18 protein-coding genes are annotated in these 23,643 nt (G+C 55.1%); 12 read left to right on the top strand and 6 right to left on the bottom strand.

The features are described 5' to 3' along the window. The first annotated feature begins 217 nt into the window (after positions 1 to 217). The 3 genes from CIK87_RS06125 to CIK87_RS06115 all read left to right on the top strand — a co-directional run bounded on the left by CIK87_RS06125 (position 218) and on the right by CIK87_RS06115 (position 1,810). Complete coding sequence (locus tag CIK87_RS06125) at positions 218 to 472, top strand: hypothetical protein (protein ID WP_144008130.1); 255 nt, start codon at positions 218 to 220, stop codon at positions 470 to 472. Between the two features lie 172 nt (positions 473 to 644). Further along, entirely contained in the window at positions 645 to 1,139 is a 495-nt protein-coding gene (locus tag CIK87_RS06120) for a DUF4494 domain-containing protein (protein WP_094386338.1), read from the top strand. Further along, a complete protein-coding gene (locus CIK87_RS06115) occupies positions 1,139 to 1,810 on the top strand; it encodes a YggS family pyridoxal phosphate-dependent enzyme (RefSeq protein ID WP_022310846.1) in 672 nt (223 codons plus the stop codon). The genes CIK87_RS06120 and CIK87_RS06115 overlap by 1 nt, the downstream gene beginning before the upstream one ends. Before the next feature lie 78 nt (positions 1,811 to 1,888). Here CIK87_RS06115 and CIK87_RS06110 read toward each other — a convergent pair whose 3' ends face one another. Both CIK87_RS06110 and lepA read right to left on the bottom strand, forming a co-directional pair. After that, entirely contained in the window at positions 1,889 to 2,482 is a 594-nt protein-coding gene (locus CIK87_RS06110) for a Crp/Fnr family transcriptional regulator (protein ID WP_094386335.1), read from the bottom strand. A gap of 314 nt (positions 2,483 to 2,796) precedes the next feature. After that, complete coding sequence (lepA, locus tag CIK87_RS06105; protein WP_022310848.1) at positions 2,797 to 4,578, bottom strand: translation elongation factor 4; 1,782 nt, start codon at positions 4,576 to 4,578, stop codon at positions 2,797 to 2,799. A 166-nt stretch (positions 4,579 to 4,744) separates the two neighbouring features. Here lepA and CIK87_RS06100 point away from each other — a divergent pair, with 166 nt between their 5' ends. Next, complete coding sequence (locus tag CIK87_RS06100) at positions 4,745 to 5,158, top strand: hypothetical protein (protein WP_216820584.1); 414 nt, start codon at positions 4,745 to 4,747, stop codon at positions 5,156 to 5,158. Between the two features lie 79 nt (positions 5,159 to 5,237). Here the strand turns inward: CIK87_RS06100 and CIK87_RS06095 are convergent, their stop codons facing one another. The 3 genes from CIK87_RS06095 to pheT are packed head-to-tail and all read right to left on the bottom strand — an operon-like array spanning position 5,238 to position 8,709. Next, on the bottom strand, positions 5,238 to 5,489 hold the full coding sequence (locus CIK87_RS06095; RefSeq protein ID WP_022310850.1) for a TIGR03905 family TSCPD domain-containing protein: 252 nt from the start codon (positions 5,487 to 5,489) through the stop codon (positions 5,238 to 5,240). A 6-nt stretch (positions 5,490 to 5,495) separates the two neighbouring features. Next, positions 5,496 to 6,227, bottom strand: a complete 732-nt coding sequence (locus CIK87_RS06090) for a YebC/PmpR family DNA-binding transcriptional regulator (protein WP_022310851.1) — start codon at positions 6,225 to 6,227, stop codon at positions 5,496 to 5,498. Between the two features lie 13 nt (positions 6,228 to 6,240). Then, a complete protein-coding gene (gene pheT, locus CIK87_RS06085) occupies positions 6,241 to 8,709 on the bottom strand; it encodes a phenylalanine--tRNA ligase subunit beta (RefSeq protein ID WP_094386331.1) in 2,469 nt (822 codons plus the stop codon). 583 nt (positions 8,710 to 9,292) lie between these two features. On the opposite strand from pheT, the gene CIK87_RS06075 reads away from it, so the two are divergent. Next, a complete protein-coding gene (locus CIK87_RS06075; RefSeq protein ID WP_173823484.1) occupies positions 9,293 to 10,336 on the top strand; it encodes a porin in 1,044 nt (347 codons plus the stop codon). 36 nt (positions 10,337 to 10,372) lie between these two features. Here the strand turns inward: CIK87_RS06075 and CIK87_RS06070 are convergent, their stop codons facing one another. Next, a complete protein-coding gene (locus CIK87_RS06070) occupies positions 10,373 to 11,404 on the bottom strand; it encodes a hypothetical protein (protein WP_094386325.1) in 1,032 nt (343 codons plus the stop codon). Between the two features lie 501 nt (positions 11,405 to 11,905). On the opposite strand from CIK87_RS06070, the gene CIK87_RS06055 reads away from it, so the two are divergent. The 7 genes from CIK87_RS06055 to CIK87_RS06025 all read left to right on the top strand — a co-directional run. Beyond that, complete coding sequence (locus tag CIK87_RS06055; RefSeq protein WP_094386318.1) at positions 11,906 to 12,904, top strand: lysylphosphatidylglycerol synthase transmembrane domain-containing protein; 999 nt, start codon at positions 11,906 to 11,908, stop codon at positions 12,902 to 12,904. Positions 12,905 to 12,916: 12 nt separating this feature from the next. After that, the gene (locus tag CIK87_RS06050) at positions 12,917 to 14,374 is read left to right on the top strand and encodes an aminoacyl-histidine dipeptidase (RefSeq protein ID WP_094386316.1); all 1,458 of its coding nucleotides are present in this window, start codon (positions 12,917 to 12,919) and stop codon (positions 14,372 to 14,374) included. Positions 14,375 to 14,634: 260 nt separating this feature from the next. Next, positions 14,635 to 15,561, top strand: coding sequence for a magnesium transporter CorA family protein (locus CIK87_RS06045; RefSeq protein ID WP_022310858.1), 927 nt, complete (start codon positions 14,635 to 14,637; stop codon positions 15,559 to 15,561). Positions 15,562 to 15,679: 118 nt separating this feature from the next. Next, positions 15,680 to 17,542: a DUF349 domain-containing protein gene (locus CIK87_RS06040; protein ID WP_094386314.1), complete on the top strand. Its 1,863-nt coding sequence runs from the start codon at positions 15,680 to 15,682 to the stop codon at positions 17,540 to 17,542. Positions 17,543 to 17,738: 196 nt separating this feature from the next. Then, on the top strand, positions 17,739 to 17,891 hold the full coding sequence (locus tag CIK87_RS14340) for a hypothetical protein (protein WP_158216212.1): 153 nt from the start codon (positions 17,739 to 17,741) through the stop codon (positions 17,889 to 17,891). Between the two features lie 48 nt (positions 17,892 to 17,939). After that, positions 17,940 to 18,836: a DMT family transporter gene (locus tag CIK87_RS06030; RefSeq protein ID WP_094386310.1), complete on the top strand. Its 897-nt coding sequence runs from the start codon at positions 17,940 to 17,942 to the stop codon at positions 18,834 to 18,836. Between the two features lie 176 nt (positions 18,837 to 19,012). Beyond that, on the top strand, positions 19,013 to 23,643 hold a 4,631-nt coding region (locus CIK87_RS06025; protein ID WP_094386342.1), incomplete at its 3' end, for a translocation/assembly module TamB domain-containing protein.

Raw genomic sequence — 23,643 nt, 5'->3', positions numbered from 1 at the left:
TCCTTGGTAATCTCCATAACTATAGTATCCTTTTACTTTATAACTAATTGATTTACAACCATAAAGGTACTAAAAATTATTGAGATTACCAACTTTTATAGAGACTTTCTTATCCCGAACTCAGGTTAATAGCTATTATGCATACATCAGGTAGCTATTTTTTACTAATAAACTTCCACTCACCGCAAAGGCTTGTGCGCCAAGCCCTCAAAACGAGTTGCAAACCTGTCTGGACGACAGGCAGACCTGTCTCAAATTCATCGCACAGGTGTTGGCATCAGAGGCACATAGGATGACGACAGCCGCAAGCGCCGACAACATCATTCCAAAGCGTGAATCAATCAACCAGAGGGCTGAAACGGTGATACCAGACCCTGCAACCAAGAAATCAAAACCTGCAACCAATTTCAACGTCATCATCACCGAAATGAAGCCACACACAGCGCATAAGCTGATAAAGAGACGCATATAAGATAAAGATATAAGGCGTGACAGGGCTGACAGCCGTCGCAGGAATCAAAGCCCTCCAACAGCCGAAGACAAGCGTCAACCGACCAGGGGGTGTTCACATTTTTTTACCCGCAACTGGCTGCGTATAGAAAAAAAGTAACTACCTTTGCACGACAACAATAGAAATAAAGAATATGAGAAGTAGAACAGCCAACTGGTATGAAACCACCGTCCGCTATGAGAAGACTATGGAGGACGGAATGCAGAAAAAAATAAGTGAACTCTATGTGGTAGACGCAGTCAGCTTCGGCGACGCCGAGCAATCCATCGCGAGCGAGATGTCGGCATACGTAAGCGGCGAACTCGAAATCAAGAACATCAACCCTGCTGCCTATGGCGAGATATTCTTCAGCGAGAACGGCAACGACGACCGCTGGTACAAGGCCAAGCTGCAGTTTATCACCCTCGACGAAAAGAGCGGCAAGGAGAAGCGTAGCAACGTAAACTATCTGGTACAGGCTGCCAACATGAACGGCGCCATCAAGAACATCGACACAGTGATGGGCGGAACCATGATAGACTATGTCATCGCCAACATCAGCGAGACACGCATCATGGATGTCTACGAACACAACGCTCCCAAGAAGCAGGAACGTGACGACAAGCCCGAATACGAGGAGGAGAAGTAATGGTGGACGTGGCAAAAAACCTGCTGGCCATCAAGGCCCAGTTGCCCGAAGGAGTGGAGCTGACGGCTGTCAGCAAGTTCCACCCCGACGAGTATATCACCGCTGCCTACAATGTGGGGCAGCGCATATTTGGCGAAAGCCATGAGCAGGAACTTGCCCGTAAGGCCGCCTCGCTGCCCAAAGACATCCATTGGCACTTTATCGGACACCTACAGACCAACAAGGTGAAGTATATAGCTCCCTATATCAGCATGATAGAGTCGGTAGATTCGATCCGACTGCTGCGCGAGATAGAGAAACAGGGAGCCCGATACGGTCGTCGCATCCGCGTATTGCTGGAACTGCACATCGCAGAGGAAGCCACCAAGTACGGACTTACCCCCGACGACTGCCGCAGTCTGCTCGCCGACGGCGAATGGCAGCAGATGGAGCATGTGGAGATATGCGGACTCATGATGATGGCATCCCACACCGATGACCACGACCAGATAGCCCGCGAGATGGACACCGCCCACAGCTTCTTCGACGAGGTCCGGGGCAAGTACTTTGCCGACCAGCCCTCGTTCCGCTACCGCTCGTGGGGCATGAGCGACGACTACCCCATCGCCATCCACCACGGCTCCAACATGGTACGCGTAGGTACCGCCATCTTTGGCGAGCGGGTCTATTGACATCCCCAACAAAGCCAACAGCCCGGCACGCATGATGATAGCGTGTCGGGCTGTTGGCATTATAAGGAATAGCGGTTTTTACTTCTTCAGCGCTGCGGTGCGCACACGGCTCAGCGTCTCGGGAGTCATCTGCAGATAGCTGGCGATATAGGTGAGCGGCGCGCGGAGGATGACCTGGGGCATAATCTTGCACAGCTTCTGATAGCGGTCCTGCGATGTCTCGAAGCGCACCAAGTCGGCATGAATCTGGGAGGTGATAAGACTCTCTTCCAGTATCTTGCGATAGAGTATCTGGATATTCACATTGTGCAGAGCCACCTCCTCGAGGCGTGCCTTGGGCAGGGCGTAGACCCATGTGGGCTCCAGCGCCTCTATCTGCAGTTGTGTGGGTTCCTCTTTGAACAGGCTCTCTATACACATGACGATTCCGCCCTCGACGGCGATATGCTCGGTGAGCTCCTTGCCGTTCTTGAAGTAGAACTGGCGCGTCATACCCTTGGATATATACAGGAATTCTCTGCATATATCGCCCTCGGACAGTATCATCTGTCCCTTCAGGTATTTGCGAGGTACCAGAATACTCTCCAGAATATCCAGTTCTCCATGGGTCATTGTACTGTATTTACGTGCCAACTCACGGGCTACGTCACGTGTTGAATTAAACTTTTCCATAATAAGGAGTTAACTTAATTGTTGATAAGTATAGTAGTACAGAAAGATTTTCCGTTAACATCAGAAGGTTAAGACGAAAATTTCATTCACGAACCCTGGGGTTGCCAAGAACTACATTCTTTCGGTGCATATTACACTCTTTACTGCAAAGATAATAAAAAAAACTATTACTCAACGCATTTTAATATATTTTTATACTCTTGCAATAGTTTTGTAATGTCAATACGGAAACGAAAACCCACACCATGGGATGGCTGACAGTATGGCCACGCGACATGATGTGGGTGAATATTGCGTTCTTTGCCCGTATCGTATCAATCGAGCTTCAGGACGGCGAGGAAAGCCTTCTGGGGCACTTCCACGTTACCTATCTGCTTCATGCGCTTCTTTCCTTTCTTCTGCTTTTCGAGCAGCTTGCGCTTACGGCTCACGTCGCCGCCATAGCACTTGGCTGTAACGTCCTTGCGCACCTGCTTCACCGTCTCGCGGGCCACAATCTTGGCACCGATAGCTGCCTGAATGGCAATGTCGAACTGCTGGCGAGGAATGAGTTCCTTAAGTTTCTCACACATCTTGCGACCCAGAGTCACGGCATTGCTTTCATGGGTAAGCGTGGAGAGGGCATCGACCGACTCACCATTGAGCAGAATGTCGAGTTTGGCCAACTTGGACGGGCGGAAGCTGTCGATATGGTAGTCGAACGAGGCATAACCCTTGCTGATAGACTTGAGCTTGTCGTAGAAGTCTATCACTATCTCGCCCAGAGGTATCATGAAATGGAGTTCCACACGGTTGCCGCTCACATACTCCTGCTTGAGCAGTTCGCCACGCTTGTCGAGGCAGAGTTTCATGATGGGACCGATATAGTTGGCGTCGGTGATGATGGTGGCGCGTATGTAGGGTTCCTCTATATGCTCTATCAGCGTCTGCTCGGGCAGACCAGATGGGTTGTGCACTTCCTTGGCATTGCCATGCTTGTCATAGACCATATACGACACGTTGGGCACGGTGGTGATGACGTCCATATTGAACTCGCGGTCGAGGCGCTCCTGCACTATCTCCATGTGGAGCAGGCCCAGAAAGCCGCAGCGGAAACCGAAGCCGAGGGCTACCGACGACTCGGGCATGAAAGTGAGCGAGGCATCGTTGAGCTGGAGCTTTTCCAGCGAGGTGCGCAGGTTCTCATAGTCAGACGGATCGATGGGATAGACACCGGCAAACACCATAGGCTTGACTTCCTGGAAACCGGCGATAGCCTTATCGCAGGGCTCATCGACGTGGGTAATGGTATCGCCCACCTTGACTTCCTTGGCGTTCTTGATGCCGCTGATGATATAGCCCACCTCGCCGGTAGAGAGCTGCTGCGTGGGAATCATGTCCATCTTGAGCACACCCACCTCGTCGGCGGTATATTCCATGCCGGTATTGAAGAACTTCACCTTGTCGCCCTTGCGTATAGAGCCGTTCTCCACCTTACAGAGGGTGATGATGCCGCGGAAGGAGTTGAACAGCGAGTCGAATATCAGAGCCTGGAGGGGAGCATGGGTATCGCCCGTAGGACTGGGGATGCGCTGGACCACGGCCTCGAGAATCTCGTCGACACCCTCTCCGGTCTTGCCCGACGCACGCAGGATGTCCTCGCGCTTACATCCCAAGAGCTCCACTATCTCGTCTTCCACCTCGTCGGGCATGGCACTGGGCATATCTATCTTGTTGATGACGGGTATGATTTCGAGGTCGTGCTCGATAGCCATATAGAGGTTGGAGATGGTCTGCGCCTGCACGCCCTGAGTGGCATCGACCACCAGCAGAGCGCCTTCACAGGCGGCAATACTGCGCGACACTTCGTAAGAGAAGTCGACGTGTCCGGGAGTATCAATAAGGTTGAGGATATATTTTTCGCCACCCGACAGATATTCCATCTGTATGGCGTGGCTCTTGATGGTGATACCGCGCTCGCGCTCGAGGTCCATATTGTCGAGCATCTGTCCTTCGGTAATCTGTATGGTCTGCGTACGCTCCAGCAGTCTGTCGGCGAGGGTAGATTTGCCATGGTCGATGTGGGCGATGATGCAGAAGTTGCGTATATGCTTCATTGTGATAATTCCTGATTAGAGTGCAAAGTTACTGAAAATCGGTGATATATTGTCGGTTTGCCACAAAAAAAATATCAGCCTCACGAATAAGTTTTTCACTTTCCTGACGATTATAATGATAATATTCGTAACTTTGCACACCTATTTATATATAATATATAGTGTCATGAAGAGAGTATTGATTGTCATAATGCTTGCTATGACGCTCGCGGCATGCCACGAGTCGATAGAAGACAGGGCCGAGCGCGAGGCTCGCGAGTTTACCCGCCGCTTCTGCCCCACCCCGACCAAGGACTATATACGCACAGACAGCATCGTGTTCCGTCGGGCCACGCGCGAGTACATATATTATTGTACCATCACCGACGAGATGGACAATGTAGAGGTGATAGACCGCAACCGCCAGTATATCCATAACCATCTGCTGGAGGGCCTGCGCCAATCGACCGACATCATGGCTTACAAGCAGGCTGGCTTTATCTTCGTCTACGAATGTAAGTCTGACCAGAACCCCGACCTCACCCTCTACCACGACAGCTTTGGTCCCGACGACTACCGGGAGCCCAAACCGGAAAAATGAGAGCTGCATTAATAACAAAAAAGCGAACGCCTAATCATCAGCGTTCGCTTTTTCCGTTTCCGTTATCAGGGTCTCCGTGTCAGAATCCCATCTCTTCCAGAGCCGTAGCCAACTGGTCAGGACAACTGGTGGGCTTGGCGCCGCAGCGGATGCCCTGCAGACGGGCCTTGACATCCTCGGCTTTCATACCGCGGATGAGGGCGCAGATGCCTTGCAGGTTGCCGTGGCAACCACCCATAAAACTGACATTCTGCACACAGCCATTGTCATCGACATCGATGTCTATCTGGCGGCTACAGGTGCCCTGGGTGATATAGCTATAATGCTTCATCGTCTATTAGTCCTCAGCGGGTTTCATATTGGTGTACACGTTCTGCACATCGTCAAACTCCTCGAGTTTCTCTACCATCTTGCCGATGGTCTCACGCTGTTCGGGAGTGACGTCCTTGAGGTCGTTGGGGATACGGGTAAACTCGGCGCTGGTAATCTCGTAGCCATTCTGCTCGAGATAGTGCTGGATGTCGCCAAAGCTCTTGGGGTCACCATAGATGGTAACCTCGCCCTCTTCGTCGTCCTCGTCGAACTCGTCATCCACTCCGAAGTCAATCAGTTCGAGTATCAGGTCGTCCATACTCATGCCGTCTTTCATCTTGAAAGTAAAGACTGCCTTGTGGTCGAAGAGGAAGCTGAGCGAGCCCTGGGTACCCAGGTTGCCGTTGAACTTGTTGAACACCGAACGTACATCGGCCACGGTGCGGGTGGTGTTGTCGGTGAGTGAGTCTACGAAGACTGCGATACCGTGGGGGCCATATCCCTCATAGGGCACCTCCTTGTAGTCGCTCTGGTCTTTACCCATAGCGTTCTTGATGGCGCGCTCGATGTTTTCCTTGGGCATGTTCTCACGTCTACAGGTAGCGATGATAGCACGCAGTGTAGGGTTGTTTTCGGGCTCTGGGCCACCGGCCTTTACGGCAATGGCAATCTGCTTGCCCAGTTTGGTAAACGTACGGGCCATATGACCCCATCTCTTCAATTTCGTAGCTTTACGATATTCAAATGCTCTTCCCATTGGGTTTAGTGTTTTATCGGAGCTCGGCTCCAAGTTTATTTTTAATGTTATTAATCAGTTTGGTCATGATGGCGTCTATGGCCTTGTCATTGAGGGTGCGGGTGGCATCCTGGATGATGAAGTTTACGGCATAGCTCTTCTTGCCTTCGGGCAGGTTCTTACCCTGATACACGTCGAAGAGTTCCACGCGCTTGAGCAGCTTCTTCTCTGTCTGGAAGGCGATTTCCTCTATCTGGGCAAACTTCACACTGTTGTCGATGAGCAGTGCCAGGTCGCGGCTTACGGCAGGATACTTGGAGATTTCCTGATACTCGAGCTTGTTCTTGCGCACAGCCTTCATCAGCGTATTCCAGTGGATGTCGGCATAGTATACGGGGTTGGCGATGTCGGCAGCCCGCTGCAGCTTGTGGGAGAGTATTCCCAGCTCGGCTACGGTCTTGCCGCCGCGTGTCATCACCTTCAGGCCGGAGGCGAAGATATTGTTGTCGCTCGTTTCGACCACCATCATGTTCTTGGTGAGGCCCACACGGGCAAATATATTCTGCACATAGGCATTGAGTTCACAGAACGAGCTGTCCTCGTCGGCATGGGCCCACGAGCCACACACGCGCTTGCCGGTAACCCACAATCCGAGGTGAGCCTCTTCGACGTATGCCTTGCTGGGGTCTTCATAGCTCCAGCGGTCCTGATGGTAGTGGTAGCAGTTGCCCACCTCGAAGAAGCGCAGGTTGGCGTTCTTGCGGTTGGCATTGCGCACGATGCTCTCCAGACCACCGAAGAGCAGCGTCTGGCGCATCACGCCGAGGTCGGCACTCAGCGGGTTGACCACCTTGACGGTCTGTTCCCAGGGATAGGCGTTGAGACCAGCCTGCTCGTAGTAGCTCACCTTGGTGAGCGAGTTGTTCATAATCTCATAGAAGCCACAGCCCACGAGCTGCTCGCCGACAAGGTTCTGCAGACGATACTCGGCATCCTGCTCGGTCTGCACGGTGAGCGAAGACTTGAGCTGGGTGGGAATCTCGACATTGTTGTAGCCGTAGATACGCAGGATGTCCTCGACCACGTCACAGGGGCGCTGCACATCGGTACGGTAGGCGGGCACGTCGAGCACGAGGCCTTCGGCGTCTTCAGCCACCACCTTCATCTCCAGGCTTTCGGCTATCTGGCGTATCAAGTCGTGACCGATGGCCTTGCCTATCAGACGGTCGCAGTATTCATAGTCGAGACGCACCTGGGCGTCGGCGATGGGGGCGGGATAGACATCGTTGATTTGCATGGACACCTTGCCGCCAGCCAACTGGCAGCAGAGGATAGCGGCCTGCTTGAGGGCATAGATGGTGCCGTTGGGGTCGATGCCGCGCTCGAAGCGGTAAGAGGCATCGGTAGAGAGACCGTGGCGACGGGCGCTCTTGCGAATCCAGGTGGGGTGGAAGTAGGCGCTCTCGAGCACCACATTGGTGGTGGTGTCATAGGTACCAGAGCCCTTGCCACCAAAGACGCCGGCGATACACATGGGCTCTTCGGCATTACAGATGCTGAGGTCGTGCTCGCCCAGCAGGTGCTCTTCGCCATCGAGGGTGACGAATGGGGTACCCTCGGGCTGGGTGCGCACTACTATGCGGTGACCCTTGACCATATCAGCGTCGAAGCAGTGGAGCGGCTGGCCGTAGGCCATCATCACGTAGTTGGTGATATCGACAATATTGTTGATAGGACGCAGACCGATGGTGCTGAGCTTGTCCTTGAGCCACTGGGGGCTTTCCTTGACCTCGCAGCCGGTGATGCTCACACAGGCATAGCGCTTGCAGGCTTCGGTATTATCAATCTCTACCTCGATGGGCAGCGACTCGTTGTCTACCTTGAAGTCATCGCAGCTGGGGCGGTGGAGCGATGTCTCGTAGCCGTTGCGGCGCAACCAGGCATAGAGGTCGCGCGCCACACCATAGTGTGACAGGGCGTCAGAACGGTTGGCGGTGATATCCACCTCGATGAGCCAGTCGCTCTCCAGGTGGTAATATTCGGCGGCAGGCTGACCCACAGGGGCGTCCTCGGGCAGCACGATGATACCGTCGTGGCTGTTGCCTACTCCTATCTCGTCTTCGGCACAAATCATACCGAGCGACTCTACACCACGCAGCTTGCTGCGCTTGATGGTAAATTCCTTGTCGCCATCATAGAGCACACAGCCCAGGTCGGCAACGATTACCTTCTGGCCGGCAGCCACATTGGGGGCGCCGCAGACGATTTGCTGGGGTGCTTCCTTGCCCAGGTCTACGGTGGTCACGTGCAGGTGGTCCGAGTTGGGATGGGCCTCGCAGGTAAGCACTTTACCCACATAGAGACCCTTCAGGCCACCACGGATAGACTGTACCTCTTCGAGGGCGTCCACTTCAAGACCGGTAGAGGTGAGGGCTGCTGCGGTTTCCTGCGGAGTAAGACTGAAGTCAACATACTCCTTCAGCCACTTATAAGAAATATTCATTGTCTGTTATCTTTATTGTATTGTGTTCACTAAATGCTATTTGGGCGCAAAAGTAATATTTTTCCGCCACTTACGCAACTTTTTTGCGTGTAATATTCATTTTCTTCCGCCTTTTTACACCTTATTATATATATAAGGGGCGGCACATCAGACTGAGCACCGGGGACTTTGGAGCGGTGCAGACCACCTCTACCCCGCTCCATGGGCACGAGCGAAGCACCGGGGTGCCCCCGGTAAGGGCAATGTCTCGCCAGGCAAGGCGCAGAGTATCTTCCCGTCACCGCAGAGACCACAGACGGTGACCTGCCGATGCCCTCTGTCGGCACGTAACATCTGTCACGAAGGCTCGTGCCTATTGTTACGTGCCCACGTATCTTACGGCACGGGGGCACGTAACTTACGATACGAGCCGCCAACGCCGGCCAGGAGAGGCGTAATGGTGTCAGCCACGTCTTCATCGAGGATCTCCCGCCCCGTCGGGACGAAGCTCACGGCAGCCATGGTGCTGAAACTGCATTTCAACATGGTTGTAACACGGCTGAAACAACCATGTCGTAACTTTGCGCAAAATTCTAAAACGCTTATGACAAAGCAATTTCTCATCTTTACGCTATGCACGGCGGTATGTGGCATGGCTGCCACCGCAGAAGCCGTGGCTCAAGACAACCAGAAAAGAAGTATGAAGATTGGCGGTACCCTGCGCTCCAAGTATGAATATCAGACCAGCGAGGGGGAGGGCCGTTTCCAGGTGCGCACGGCACGTGTAAATGTGTCGGGCACGCTCTCGCCGGTGGTGTCGTACAAGGCGGAGATAGACCTCTGCGACGAGGGAAAAATCAAGATGCTCGACGCCTATACCACCATCACTCCCTCAGACCGGTGGGCACTGACGATAGGCCAGATGCGCGTGCCGTTTACGATAGACTCCCACCGCTCGCCCCACCAGCAGTACTTCGCCAACAGGTCGTTTATCGCCAAGCAGGTGGGCAACATCCGCGATGTGGGTGCCAAGGCTGGCTACAACTTCAGGATGGGCTTCCCAGTCGTCATCGAGGCAGGTCTGTACAACGGCTCGGGGCTTACCGACCAGAAAGACTACTGGACCAAGGGCATCAACTTCTCTGCCAAGATGCAGGCGATGCTCCCCGTGGGGCTCAACGTGGTGCTAAGCGCACAGAAAATCAAGCCTGAGGCGACGGGCATCATGATGTATGACGCCGGACTCAACTTCCACCGCCGCGGATGGGTGGTGGAGGCCGAATATCTCTACAAGCACTATGACGACGGGGCCTTCAAACCGGTACACGCCGTAGATGCTTTCGTCAACTACGACATCGCGATGAAGAAAGGATGTTTTACCAAGATTTCGCCGCTGCTGCGCTACGACTACATGACCGACCACAGCGACGGACACCGGTATCTTGACGGCAAAAAGGACAAGGGCGGCAGCCTGATCGTCAACGACTACCGCCGCAGCCGTGTCACGGGTGGCGTGACGCTGAGCCTCGACAAGCCCTTCGTCAGCGACATCCGCATCAACTACGAGAAGTATTTCTACGCCACAGGCGCCATCGCCAAGCCTTCCGAGCGCGACAAGATAGTCATCGAGGTGGTCACCCACTTCTAACGGCTGGCGTCTGGGACTGATGGCTGGCGCGGGGTGTTAACGGTCGCTCGCTTGGGTCATACGCTCCTCGAGTGCCTCACGCAGATTGTCGGTCGTGGCGAGCCCGAGTTTGCGGCGGATGTGGGCTCGCTGGGTATTGACGTTGCTCTCGGTCTTGCCGAGGAGACTGCAGATGTCGCCCAACTTCTTGCCACGGAGGATGAGCTGGCAGATGGATTTCTCGGAGGTGGTAAGCTCGGGGAAGATTTCGTCGATGCGCGACTTCTCGGTATCGCTTATGCGCATGAACTCAGCCACGTTGGCAAGGAGGTTCTTCTGCGAAGTCTCGCCCAGGATGTCGAGCAGATTGCGGGTATGCTCGGCACCATAGCGGTCTGACGCCAGTCGCACATAGGCCCTGATCTGCTTCTTGTTCAGGCGCAGTATCTGCATCAGTTCGGATTCGTCGCGCCGCAGTTCGGTGTTCTCGACCTGGAGACGACGGGCGTTTTTAGCGATATGGAAGCCCAGAAAACTGAAGAACACCAGCACCACAAAGAGCATGAAGTAATAGTCGATGAGCGTGGAGTTATTGGTCGTAATAATGCACACGGTGTAGGTCACAAACATGATGGCGGTATTGACCTGGGTGATACGGGTGAGATAGGTGGAGAGCCCCACGATGGTATTGCCCGAGAGCAACAGCATGTTGATGATGATGACCATATACTTGTGGCCCATCGCCGGCTCGAAGGCGCTGTAGAGCGTATCGGCCGACAGCGAGAGCTGGGTGGCAACGGTCATCAGCGACAGGGTGGTGACTATCTCTATCCTGCGCCATAGATAGGCTGCCATCACCACACTCGCCGTGACGAGCAGCAGCATATTGCTCACGCTGAAGAAATGATGGAAGGCGCCCGAGATGCCCAGGATGTTGGACGAGAGCAGCAGGACGAGGGCAATGTAATAGACTGAGAGGATAACCAGGCGGTGGTGACCGATATAGGAAGGCTCGCGTCGATGCATAAGCCCGCTGATGCCGCTACGGATAGTGGCAGACTCTCGGTCGTCGGTTGAGAAGGTTTTCATTGTGACTGCGATTGTTTTATGCGTCCCCAAAATTAAACATTTTTACGGACATTGACTGTTTTTAAGGCACTTTTTTTGACTTCAACTATCATTTTGACCATTTTTAAGGGTATCATGGTTTTCTTTTTAACCACCGTTTGATTAATTTTGCAGCACTCCAAGACATCAGACATACAGAACAAACCAGTATAAACGACCATAAAAAACTTGAAACACTTGAGAATTGCACAGACTACTCGCTTGGCTCGCGCCGTACACTTCATACAATTTGCTTTCACTTCATGACGCGGCGACAATGAGCCAAGCGAGGGAGACAGACAGCATCTCTCCTACTCTGGTTTTAGACTTTGTCATCATGGCTGCCACCTCGCTCGGGGCGGAGATGACCGCCGTCGGTCTGCAGAATAACTTATCATACAGCAAGTCGGACACAAAAAATAGGGAATTTTATTTTGTATTTCTCTCAGCTTGCACTACCTTTGCAATAAAAATAACGAGGTTTTGAAGAAGACAAGTAGTGACATATTGAAGATACTGTTCTCGCTCATCTTGGGCGGGGCCATACTTTACTGGATGTACCGCGGCTTCGACTTTGCCAAGTTGGGCGACGTGATGCTGCATCAGATGGACTGGACATGGATGCTGCTGTCGCTACCCTTTGGCATACTGGCACAGGCATTCCGTGGCTGGCGATGGAAGCTGGCTCTCGACCCCTTGGGCGAGCATCCGCGCAACTCCACGAGCGTCAACTCGGTCTTCCTGTCCTACGCGCTGAGCCTGCTCATACCCCGCATCGGCGAGTTTACCCGCTGCGGCGTGCTGAAGCGCTACGACGGCGTGTCGTTTGCCAAAGCCTTGGGCACGGTGCTGACCGAGCGCGTCATCGACACGCTCTTTATCGGTCTGCTGATACTCGCCACCTTCCTCTATCAGTTCCCCATCTTCCATACCTTCTTCAACCAGACCGGCACAAGGCTTGACACCATGCTCTGCCAGTTTTCGACCACGGGCTACATCGTCACCGCCATCTGCGGCGTGGTGGCGATAATCTCCACGTTGGCACTGCTGCGTCAGTATACTATATATAATAAGGTGAAGAATACCATCAGCGACATGTGGACAGGCATCACGTCGCTGCGCATGATGGACCACCGCGTGCTCTTCATCGTCTACACCCTGGCGATATGGGGCTGCTATTTCCTGCATTACTACCTGACGTTTTTCTGCTTCGACGCCACCTCACACCTGGGCATCTCGTGTGCGCTGGTGACCTTCGTGGTCGGCTCGGTGGCAGTAATCGTGCCCACGCCCAACGGCGCCGGCCCCTGGCATTTCGCCGTCAAGACCATGCTCATCCTCTATGGCGTAACCGATACCGACGCACTCTACTTTGTGCTCATCGTCCACTCGGTGCAGACCCTGCTCGTCGTGCTGATAGGAGTTTACGCCTGGATAGCGCTGATGTTTACCCGGCGACGTATCATTGTACAATCAACTTAACACTAAAATATCATGAGTGAGATTAAGAATTTGACACCCGAGTGCGTTTGGAAGCATTTCGACGCCCTCACCAAGGTTCCCCGTCCATCTGGTCATCTGGAACGAGTACAGCAGTTTCTCCTGGACTTCGCCGCACAAGCCGGAGTTGAAGCCTTCAAGGACAAAGGCAACAACATCGTCATGCGCAAGCCCGCTACACCAGGAATGGAGACACGCAAGACAGTAGTGTTGCAGGCCCACATGGACATGGTGCCCCAGAAGGCGCCCGACAGCCAGCACTGCTTTGAGACCGACCCCATTGAGACCTATATAGACGGCGACTGGATTAAGGCCAAAGGCACCACGCTGGGCGCAGACAACGGTCTGGGCATCGCAGCCATCATGGCTGTGATGGAAGCCAAAGACCTGAAGCACGGCCCCATCGAGGCGCTCATCACCGCCGACGAAGAGACGGGCATGTATGGCGCCAACGACCTGGAAGAGGGCATCCTCAACGCCGATATCCTGCTTAACCTCGACTCTGAAGCCTGGGGCAAGTTCGTCATCGGCTCGGCTGGCGGCGTAGACATCGACGCTTCTCTCGCCTACAAGGAGGTGGAGACCGACCCCGAAGATGTGGCGGTAAAGATTACCCTCAAGGGTCTGCGTGGCGGACACTCCGGACTGGAGATTCACGAGGGCCGCGCCAATGCCAACAAGCTGATGGTGCGCCTGGTGCGTGAAGCCATCGAGGAATGTGAAGCACGCCTGGCAACATGGCATGGCGGCAACATGCGCAACGCCATCCCCTTCAAGGCCGAGACCGTGCTCACCCTCCCCAAGGAGAACGTAGAGGCACTCAAGGAACTGGTAGCCGAGTGGAAGGCTGACTTCGAAGACGAGTACAAGACCATCGAAAACAGTATCGAACTCTACACCGAGGATGTAGAGACACCCAAGACCGAGGTACCTGTAGAAATCCAGGACAACCTAATAGATGTCATCTACGCCTGCCACGACGGCGTGGTGCGCATGATACCCGTCTACCCCACCGTGGTAGAGACCTCGAGCAACCTCGCCATCATCGACATTGAGGGAGGCAAGGCTTCGTTTAAGATTCTGGTTCGCAGCTCGCGCGAGGACATGAAGGAGTATACCGTCAACATGCTGCAGAGTTGCTTCAACATGGCCGGCATCAAGGTAGAGACCAGCGGCGACTACGGAGGCTGGGACCCCAACCCCGACAGCGAAATCCTGAACCTGCTGCGCAAGATTTACAAGGAGCAGAACGGCAAGGATGCACTGGTACAGGTAGACCACGCAGGTCTGGAGTGCTCTGTCATCCTGGGCAAATATCCCAATATGGACGTTGTGAGCCTTGGCCCAACCCTCTGCTCACCCCATACTACCGGTGAGCGCTGCCAGATATCAACCATGCTTCCTTTCTGGAAGCTGCTGACAGCAACTCTGGAGCAGATAGCCGAGAAATAACAAGCCCCAACAGGCATACAACCACTGAAGTGTGGCAGGAGCAGACCGTTCCTGTCACACTTTTTTTGATGGCGACAGTGAAAAAAATCGAGAAACGCCGTTCCATTACGGAGAATTTTAGTACTTTTGCAGACAACAAATCAATTATTAACATTATATGGACGATTATCACGCGGAAAATTCTAATCTGTAAGCCGGAGTAAGCTTCATGTGCCTATGCTCCGACCCATTACCCATTTATTAACACGGAGACGAACGACATGAAGACATTTTGGAATATAGACAAGAATCTGACTGCCATCAAGGAGTGGCAGCCCAACTGCTGGATACAAGTAACCTGTCCCACCGATGAAGACCAGCAAGAGCTGGAACAGCGGTTTAATATCCCCGATTATTTCCTTTCCGACATCAGCGATACCGACGAGCGTGCCCGCTATGAGTACGACGACGGATGGATGCTCATTATCCTGCGTATTCCCTATGTCAAGGAGGTGCGCTCACGCACTCCCTACACCACCGTGCCACTGGGTATCATCCACAAGCGCGATGTGACCATCACCGTGTGCTATTACGAGACCAACATGATGATTGACTTTGTCTCCTACCAGCAGAAGCGCGGACAGGGTTTCACCGACTATGTCGACCTTATCTTCCGCCTCTTCCTCTCCAGTGCAGTCTGGTATCTGAAGCGGCTTAAGCAGATAAGTCTGCTCATTGAGAAGGCCAAGCACAACCTGGACCATGGCGTCAACAATGAAAGCCTCATCGGCCTGTCGCGTCTCCAGGACTCACTTACATACTTCATCACATCCATCCGAGGCAACGAGACGCTGCTGTCCAAGCTGAAATTCAAGCTGCAGGTCGACGAGCTCGACGCCGACCTCATCGAAGATGTCAACATCGAGATGTCGCAGGCACGCGAGACCACCAACATCTACTCCGACATCCTCGAGTCGACCATGGACACCTATTCGAGCATCATCAACAACAACATGAACACCACCATGCGTACGCTGACCTCCATCAGTATCGTCATGATGTTGCCCACGCTGATATCTTCACTCTTCGGAATGAACCTCATCAACGGTATGGAAAACTACCCCTATGGCTTCATCATCGCCATCATCATTTCCATACTCGTTTCGGGCTTCACGTGGTGGATATTGCGCTTCAAACGACTATTATAACCCCAAAACGATAAGAAATATTAATATTTGTTAGGTCATTAGGAACTTTTTCATTAAGTTTGCATCCTACATAATAACAAATATAGTGGAAACCGATAATCATAAACTAAACAGTGATATGATGGACTCTCAAGACAACGTCCTGAAACAGGACATTACTGAAGAAGCAGTGGCAGTCCAGCCTGCCAACGTAGACAACGATACCGTGGCCGAAGCCGGCAATGCCCCCGCGACAACGGCAGTGGACAGCGAGCCCGATACCGAGGCTGCACCGCTGAAGATGTATGCCTCCAAGTACGAGGTACTCGAACGTGTCAAGGAGCTGGCCCACAGCGACGAGACTCCCGCCAAGGACGAGGTAGACCATCTTAAGACGGCGTTCTACAAGCTGCTCTTCGCCGAGCGCGAGGCCGACCAGAAGACATTCATCGAGAACGGTGGCGACCCCGAAGCCTACGTGATGAAGACCGACGACAGCGAGGAGCAGTTCAAGGCCGAGATGGGACTCATCAAAGAGAAGAGAGCCAAGGCTTTCCAGCAACAGGAAGAGGAAAAGAAGGCAAATCTGCAGCGCAAACAGCAGATCATAGAAAAGATAAAGATGATGTCTACATCACCCGAAGAGGCCAACAAGTCTTACAACGACTTCAAGGCGCTCCAGCAGGAATGGAAAGACATCAAGGCAGTGCCCGCCGAGAAGGCCAACGAGCTGTGGCGCAACTACCAGCTCTATGTCGAACAGTATTATGACCTGCTCAACCTCAACCGCGAGCTGCGCGAGTATGATTTCAAGAAGAACCTGGAGCAGAAGACACTGCTCTGCGAAGCTGCAGAGAAGCTCGCCGACGAACCCGATGCCGTCAGCGCTTTCCACCAGTTGCAGGAACTGCACCAGCAGTATCGCGAGATAGGCCCCGTGGCCAAGGAGCTGCGCGAGCAGATTTGGGCACGCTTCAAGGCAGCCTCTACCGTCATCAACAAGCGCCACCAGCAGCACTTCGAAGAGCTGCGCGCCAAGGAAGAGGAAAACCTGACACGCAAGACCGCACTCTGTGAGAAGGTGGAAGCCATCGCCAAGGAGGAAAACAAGAACGCCACCGACTGGGAGAACCACACCAAGCAGATTATAGATATCCAGACCGAATGGAAGACCATCGGCTTTGCTCCGCAGAAGATGAATGTCAAGATATTCGACCGCTTCCGCGCCGCCTGCGATGACTTCTTCGGCCGCAAGGCTGAGTTCTTCAAGACTCTGAAGGAAAAGTTCGCCGAGAACACCAAGAAGAAGAAGGAGATGGTAGAACAGGCCAAGGCCCTCATGGACTCTACCGACTGGAAAGCCACCTCCGACAAACTCATCAAGCTGCAGAAGGAGTGGAAGACCACCGGCATGGTGCCCAAGAAGGTGGGCGACCAGCTCTGGGCCGAGTTTGTAGCCGCCTGCAACAAGTTCTTTGAAGCCCGCAATGCCGCCACCGCCGGCACACGCAACGAGGAACAGCAGAACCTGGACCGCAAGAAGGAAATCATAGCCAAGCTCAAGGAACTGCTCGACAGCACCGCCGACAACGTGCAGGCCACGCTCCAGCAGCTCATCGACGAATACGGCAAGATAGGCCACGTGCCCTTCAAGGAGAAAGACAAGCTCTTCAAGGAATACCACAAGGTGGTCGACGCCCTCTACAAGCAGCTCAACATCTCTGCCAGCAAGCAGCGGCTTGACAACTTCAAGTCCAGCATCAAGAGTATGGCCAAGCAGGGCGAAGATATGCTCGACAATGAGCGTGGACGACTCATGCGCAGATACGAGCAGCTCAAGTCGGAGATAACGACATACGAGAACAACCTGGGCTTCCTCAACGCCAGCAGCAAGAAGGGCAACAGCCTGATAGACGAGATGAACCGCAAGGTCAACAAGCTGAAGGACGACCTCGAACTTATCCGTCAGAAGATTAAGGCCATCGACGCCGAGAACAAGTAACCGTCAGACACGATTGACATACGCCATCCCTCTGCCCCACCCCGGCAGAGGGATTTTTGTTTCCCCACGTGCCGCCATCACCGCGAAGTGACTGCGGCGCCACCCCAACCCGTCGGGGCGTGTCGCCCCAAGCGCCGTGACGTCCTCTATCCTGATTGCAGGGCGCGAAATGACGATTGTAGGGCGCGAAATCATTGTGGCAAGGTACGAAATGACGATTTCACGACACGAAACCATTTTTAATGTCATGGACAGTGGTTTTATTGCCATGGGCAGCGGTCTGGCGCCTGCTGCCACCCACTTATATCCTGCCACGGCAAAAAGAGGGGCGGTTTGCTTGTCTGCCTAAAGGGAAATAAGTAACTTTGCAACACCAATTCATACACCGTTAACAGTCATGGCACGCAACAACACATGGATATACCACCTCGTGGCCTTTGCCACCGTAGCGATATGGGGCTGCACCTTCGTATCTACCAAGGTACTGATGCTCAACGGGCTCTCGCCGGCGCAGATATTCACGCTGCGCTTCCTCATCGCCTATGTGATGATGCTCGCTGTGTATCACTCACGGCTGTGGGCCGACTCGTGGCGCGACGAACTCAAGATGATGCTGCTCGGCATCAGCGGCGGTTCGCTCTACTTCCTCAGCGAAAACGAGGCGATGAACTTTACCTCGACCACCAATACCTCGCTCATCGTGTGCTCGTGTCCGCTCTTTGCCACGCTGCTGGTGAGGCTGGTCTACCGTTCCACTACGCGCATCAGCATGATGCAGTTGGGCGGTTCGCTGCTCGCCTTTGCCGGCATGGTCATCGTGGTGCTCAACGGGCGCTTTGTGCTCCACCTCTCGCCCCTTGGCGACGCGCTGGCGTTTACCGCCTGTCTGAGCTGGTCGGTCTACTCGCTGCTCATGAAGTGGGTATCAGCCAAGTATGGTGCCGCCTTCATCACCCGCAAGGTCTTCTTCTACGGCGTGCTGACCATATTACCTTATTATATATTCTACCCCACGCTCCCCACCGCTGCCGTGCTCACCAAACCCGTGGTAATGGGCAACCTGGCATTCCTGGGCTGTCTGGCGTCGATGATTTGCTTTCTCACCTGGAACTGGTGCATCTCCAAGCTGGGCGCGGTGAAAGCCACCAACTGGGTATACTTCAACCCCATCACCACCATGATTTTCGCTTCGTGGGTGCTGGGTGAGAAGATTACTCCCTACTTCCTCGCCGGAGCCACCTGCATCCTGTTGGGCATGTTTGTCGCCGACCGCAGCACCAAGACCAACAACTGACGCCCGCTTTTTTACCTTCGCGACAGCCCCAATCTCCATCATCGCCAACATTTTCGGCGGCAAAGGGCCTATGATTAGGAAAAAAATACCTAATTTTGTAATTTGATAGGTTGTCTGTCAATGCGAAAGAAGCCACTACGGCCACCACTTTCACAGAATTTCAACAAACAAGAAGTATGACTCACGCAGATACACTGAAACACTACACACGGCGGGTGCTGCGCGCGACGGGGATAGCCGTCGCCTCGCTGCTGGCACTGCTGTTGCTCATCACCATACTGCTCTACCTGCCACCCGTACAGAACTGGGCGGTGCGCCAGGTCTCTGCCTACGCCTCCGAGGCTACGGGCATGGACATCGGCATCGACCATGTGCAGCTGGCATTCCCCCTCGACCTCGAGGCCGAGGGCATACACGTGGTACAGCCCAACGACTCGACCCAAGCCACCGACACCATAGCCTACATCCACCGCGCCGTGGTCGACGTGCAGTTCTGGCCGCTGCTCACGGGTGTAGTCAATGTAGATGAACTGGCGCTCGAGAAGATGCTGCTCAACACCGGCACCCTGATACACGAGGCGCGGGTGAGCGGACGCATAGACGCCCTCACCCTGGCTTCCCATGGCGTAGACCTCTGCCGGAGCAACATGAGGATAGACCGCGCCCTGCTCGACGGCGCCCTGCTCGACATCGAGCTGAGCGACACCGTGCCGCCCGACACCACACCGTCGGCCAATGTGTGGAAGATTGCCGTGGAGAAACTCGACATCAACCGCTCGGCACTAACCCTGCACATGCCCGGCGACACCCTGCGCATAGGGGCACAGATTACCGCTCTCAAGGCGCGCCAGGGCTATCTGGACCTGGACAAGGGCCTCTACCGTGTGGGCAGCCTCAGCCTCGACGACAGTGGCGTGAGCTATGACAACCGCGCCATAGACCCCGTCGAGGGGCTCGACTACAACCACCTCGCCCTCAGCCATCTGTCGCTGGCCGTAGACTCGGTCTTCTACTGCGCTCCACACATCGAGGCGGTAGTGCGCAGCGCGGCATTTGCCGAGAAGAGCGGACTCAGCCTTACCTCGCTCGCCACGCGCATAGCCATCGACTCGCTGACGATGCACCTCCCCACTCTCGCCCTCACCACCACCCACTCCAGCGTCAAGGGGCGCGTGGATATGGACTTCAACGCCTTTGACAGCCGCCATCCCGGCAAGATGAACATAGACCTGCGTGCCTCGCTTGGCCGTGGCGACATCGTCTGTGGCGCATCGTCGCTGATGCCCAAGGCGCTGCTGCGCAGTCTGCCCGACCATCCGGTCAACATCAGTGTGGCCATGAGCGGCAACATGCAGAAGGCGCGCCTCTCCCGCATGGACATCACGTGGCCCACAGTGGTCGACCTGAGTGCCAACGGATTTGTGGGCAACCTCAACGACACCGACCGTCTCAGCGCCGACATCAAGGTCAAGGCCCAGACCCACCAGCTCAACTTCATCACCCAAGCCCTCGCGCCCGCAGTGGCACGGCAGATACGCATCCCCAGCGGCGTGCGGCTGCAGAGCCACATCACCGCCGACGGCCCCCACTATGTCGCCACCCTCGACATGACCGAGGGCCGTGGAGCGCTCAAGGGCAAGGCAGAGATAGACACACGGCGCATGGCATACAGCGCACGGATGGCAGCACGTGGGTTGCAGGTGGCACACTTTGTACCTTCAGCGGGCGTAGGCACCCTCACCGGCTCGCTGACGGCACGGGGCACGGGCACCGACATGCTCAGTCCGCGCACCCGACTGCAGGCGCGCGCCGAGCTGGGCCAGATAGACGTGGCTGGACAGCGCATCGGCGACACCCACGCCACCATCGACATGGCGGGAGGCCACATCCACCTCAACGCCGCCGGCAACAATCCCCTCTTCGACGGCCAGCTGTCGTTTGCCGGCATCGCCAACGGCAGCCGCATCCGTGGCACCTTTGCCTGCGACCTCGACAAGGCCGACCTGCACCGACTGGGCATCGCCGACAATGCCCTCAACCTGGGCGTATGCTCCCACATCGACATCGACACCAATCTCAAAGACCATCTCAGCATCCTGGGCAACGTGGGCGAGATACGCATCTACTCCAGAAACCATACCTTCCGCCCCGAAGACATAGACTTCGACGTGCTCGCCACCCGCGACACCACCCATGCGCTCATCAGCAGCGGCGACTTCAGACTCGATGCCGACGCGCGTGGCGACTACAACGTGCTGCTGCATCATATCCAACTGGTAAGCCAGGAGATGCAACGCCAGACCCGTGAGAGATACATCGACCAAGTGCGCCTGCGCCAGCAGCTGCCCGAGGCGCGCATCTTCCTCAGCAGCGGGCGCAACAACGCCTTCTCGCGCTTCCTCAAGTGGAAGGGCTACGAGACCGCAAGGCTGCTGGTCGACGTAAACTGTTCGCCTGTACAGGGCATAAACGGACACATAGACGCCGACTCGGTGGTGGCTGCCAAATTCCTGATAGACACCGTGAGGGTGGCGGTGACGAGCGACTCGGTGCGCACCCGCTACCAGGCGCGGATAAGCAACAACAAGCGCAACCCCGACTACACCTTCACGGCGCTGCTCAATGGCGGCGTGTTTGAGCGTGGCGCCTATGCCGCCGCCCAGGTCTTCGATGCCCGCAACCGGCTCGGACTGCGGTTCGGACTGGCTGCCGCCATGCAGACCGAGGGCATACTGCTGCACCTCTATGGCGAGCCGCCCGTGCTGGGCTACAAGCAGTTTGCTGCCAACAAGGACAACTTTATACTCTTTGGCGACAATGAGCGCATAAAGGCCAACCTCAAGCTCACCGCTGCCGACGGCATGGGTGTGCAGCTCTACTCAGACGACACCAACAGTGACGCCCAGCAGGACCTCACGCTCTCGCTCGCCAAGTTTGACCTGCACAAGGTGCTCTCGGTCATCCCCTATATGCCCGACATTGAGGGCATGATGAACGGCGACTTCCACATCGTCAAGACCGAAACCGAGCTGTCGGTATCTTCTGCCGTGACGGTCGACAACATGAAGTACGAGAAGTGCGACATGGGCAATCTCGGCAGCGAGTTTGTCTACATGCCCAAGAACGACGGCTCTCATTATGTCGACGGCATGCTGCTCTGCAACGGCAACGAGGTGGGCACCATACAGGGTACGTACAAGTCGGAGGGGAACGGATGGCTCGACGCCACCATGGGTCTGCAGCGTATGCCTATGCAGCTCGTCAACGGTTTCATCCCCGACCGCCTCATCGGTCTGCGCGGCTATGGCGACGGCACTCTCTCCGTGCGCGGCCAGCTCAGCAGCCCCATCGTCGATGGCGAGGTATATCTCGACTCTACCTACCTCTTCAGCGAACCTTATGGCGTGCAGATGCGCTTTGCCGACGACCCCGTGCGCATCGTCGGCAGCCGGCTCCTGTTTGAAAACTTTGAGATGTTTGCCAACAACGACGCGCCGCTCAACATCTCGGGCAATCTCGACTTTACCGACCTCGGCAACATGATGCTCGATATCCGTATGCGCGCCGAAAACTTCAAGATTATCGACGCCAAGGAGAACGCCAGATCTGAAGCCTACGGCAAGGCCTTCGTCAACTTCTACGGCATGATGAACGGCCCGGTAGACAACCTGCGCATGCGCGGCAAGCTCGACGTACTGGGCAACACCGATATGACCTACGTGATGCGCGACGCCGAACTCACCGCCGACACGCAGCTCGACGAGCTGGTGCAGTTTACCAACTTCCGCGACACCACCAAGTCAGAGCCCGTGCAGCGCCCCGCCATTCGCGGCCTGGATATGCAGCTGAGCATGTCGGTCGACGAGTCGGCCCACATCATGTGCATGCTCAACGCCGACCACTCCAACTACATCTCTCTGATAGGCGGCGGCGACCTGCGCATGGGCTACAACCCCACCGACGAGCTCACCCTCACCGGCCGCTACACCCTCTACAGCGGCGAGATGAAATACTCGCTCCCCATCATCCCGCTCAAGACCTTTGCCATACAGGACGGCAGCTACATCGAGTTCACGGGCGACCCCATGAACCCGCAACTGCACATCACCGCAACCGAGAGCGTCAAGACCACCGTAAGCGAGGGCAGCAGCAGCCGTGCCGTAGACTTCGACTGTGGTGTCAAGCTCACCCAGACGCTCAGCAATCTGGGCCTCGAGTTCATTATCGACGCCCCTAACGACATGACCATCAGCGACCAGCTCAAGACGCTCACCACCGAGGGTCGCAGCAAGGTGGCGGTGACCATGCTCGCCTCGGGCATGTATCTCACCGACGGCAACACCAACCAGTTTACGATGAACAACGCCCTGTCGTCGTTCCTCCAGAACGAAATCAACAACGTGGCTGGCAAGGCGATGCGCTCGATGGGACTCGACCTCGGCATGAGCATCGACAACACCAACACATCGGGCGGCATGCACACCGACTACAATTTCAAGTTCTCCAAGCGTCTGTGGAACAACCGCTTCAGCGTCAACGTGGGCGGAAAAGTGTCGACCGGCGCCGACATCGACATACAGCAGGGCGACAACGATATGTTCTTCAACAAGGTAGAGCTCGAATACCGCCTGGACCGCAATGCCAGCAAGTATCTGCGCGTGTTCTACGACAACAACAAGTACGACTGGCTCGAAGGCCCGCTGGGTGAGTATGGCGTAGGCTTCGTATGGAAGCGCAAGCTGCGCCATTTCCGCGACATCTTCTTCCTCGACAAGAAGGAGACCATGCCCGCCCCCGCCCCCAAGCA

The sequence above is a fragment of the Prevotella sp. P5-64 genome (assembly GCF_002251285.1).
Taxonomy (GTDB): domain Bacteria; phylum Bacteroidota; class Bacteroidia; order Bacteroidales; family Bacteroidaceae; genus Prevotella.
This window is presented reverse-complemented; position numbering and strand designations above follow the sequence as displayed.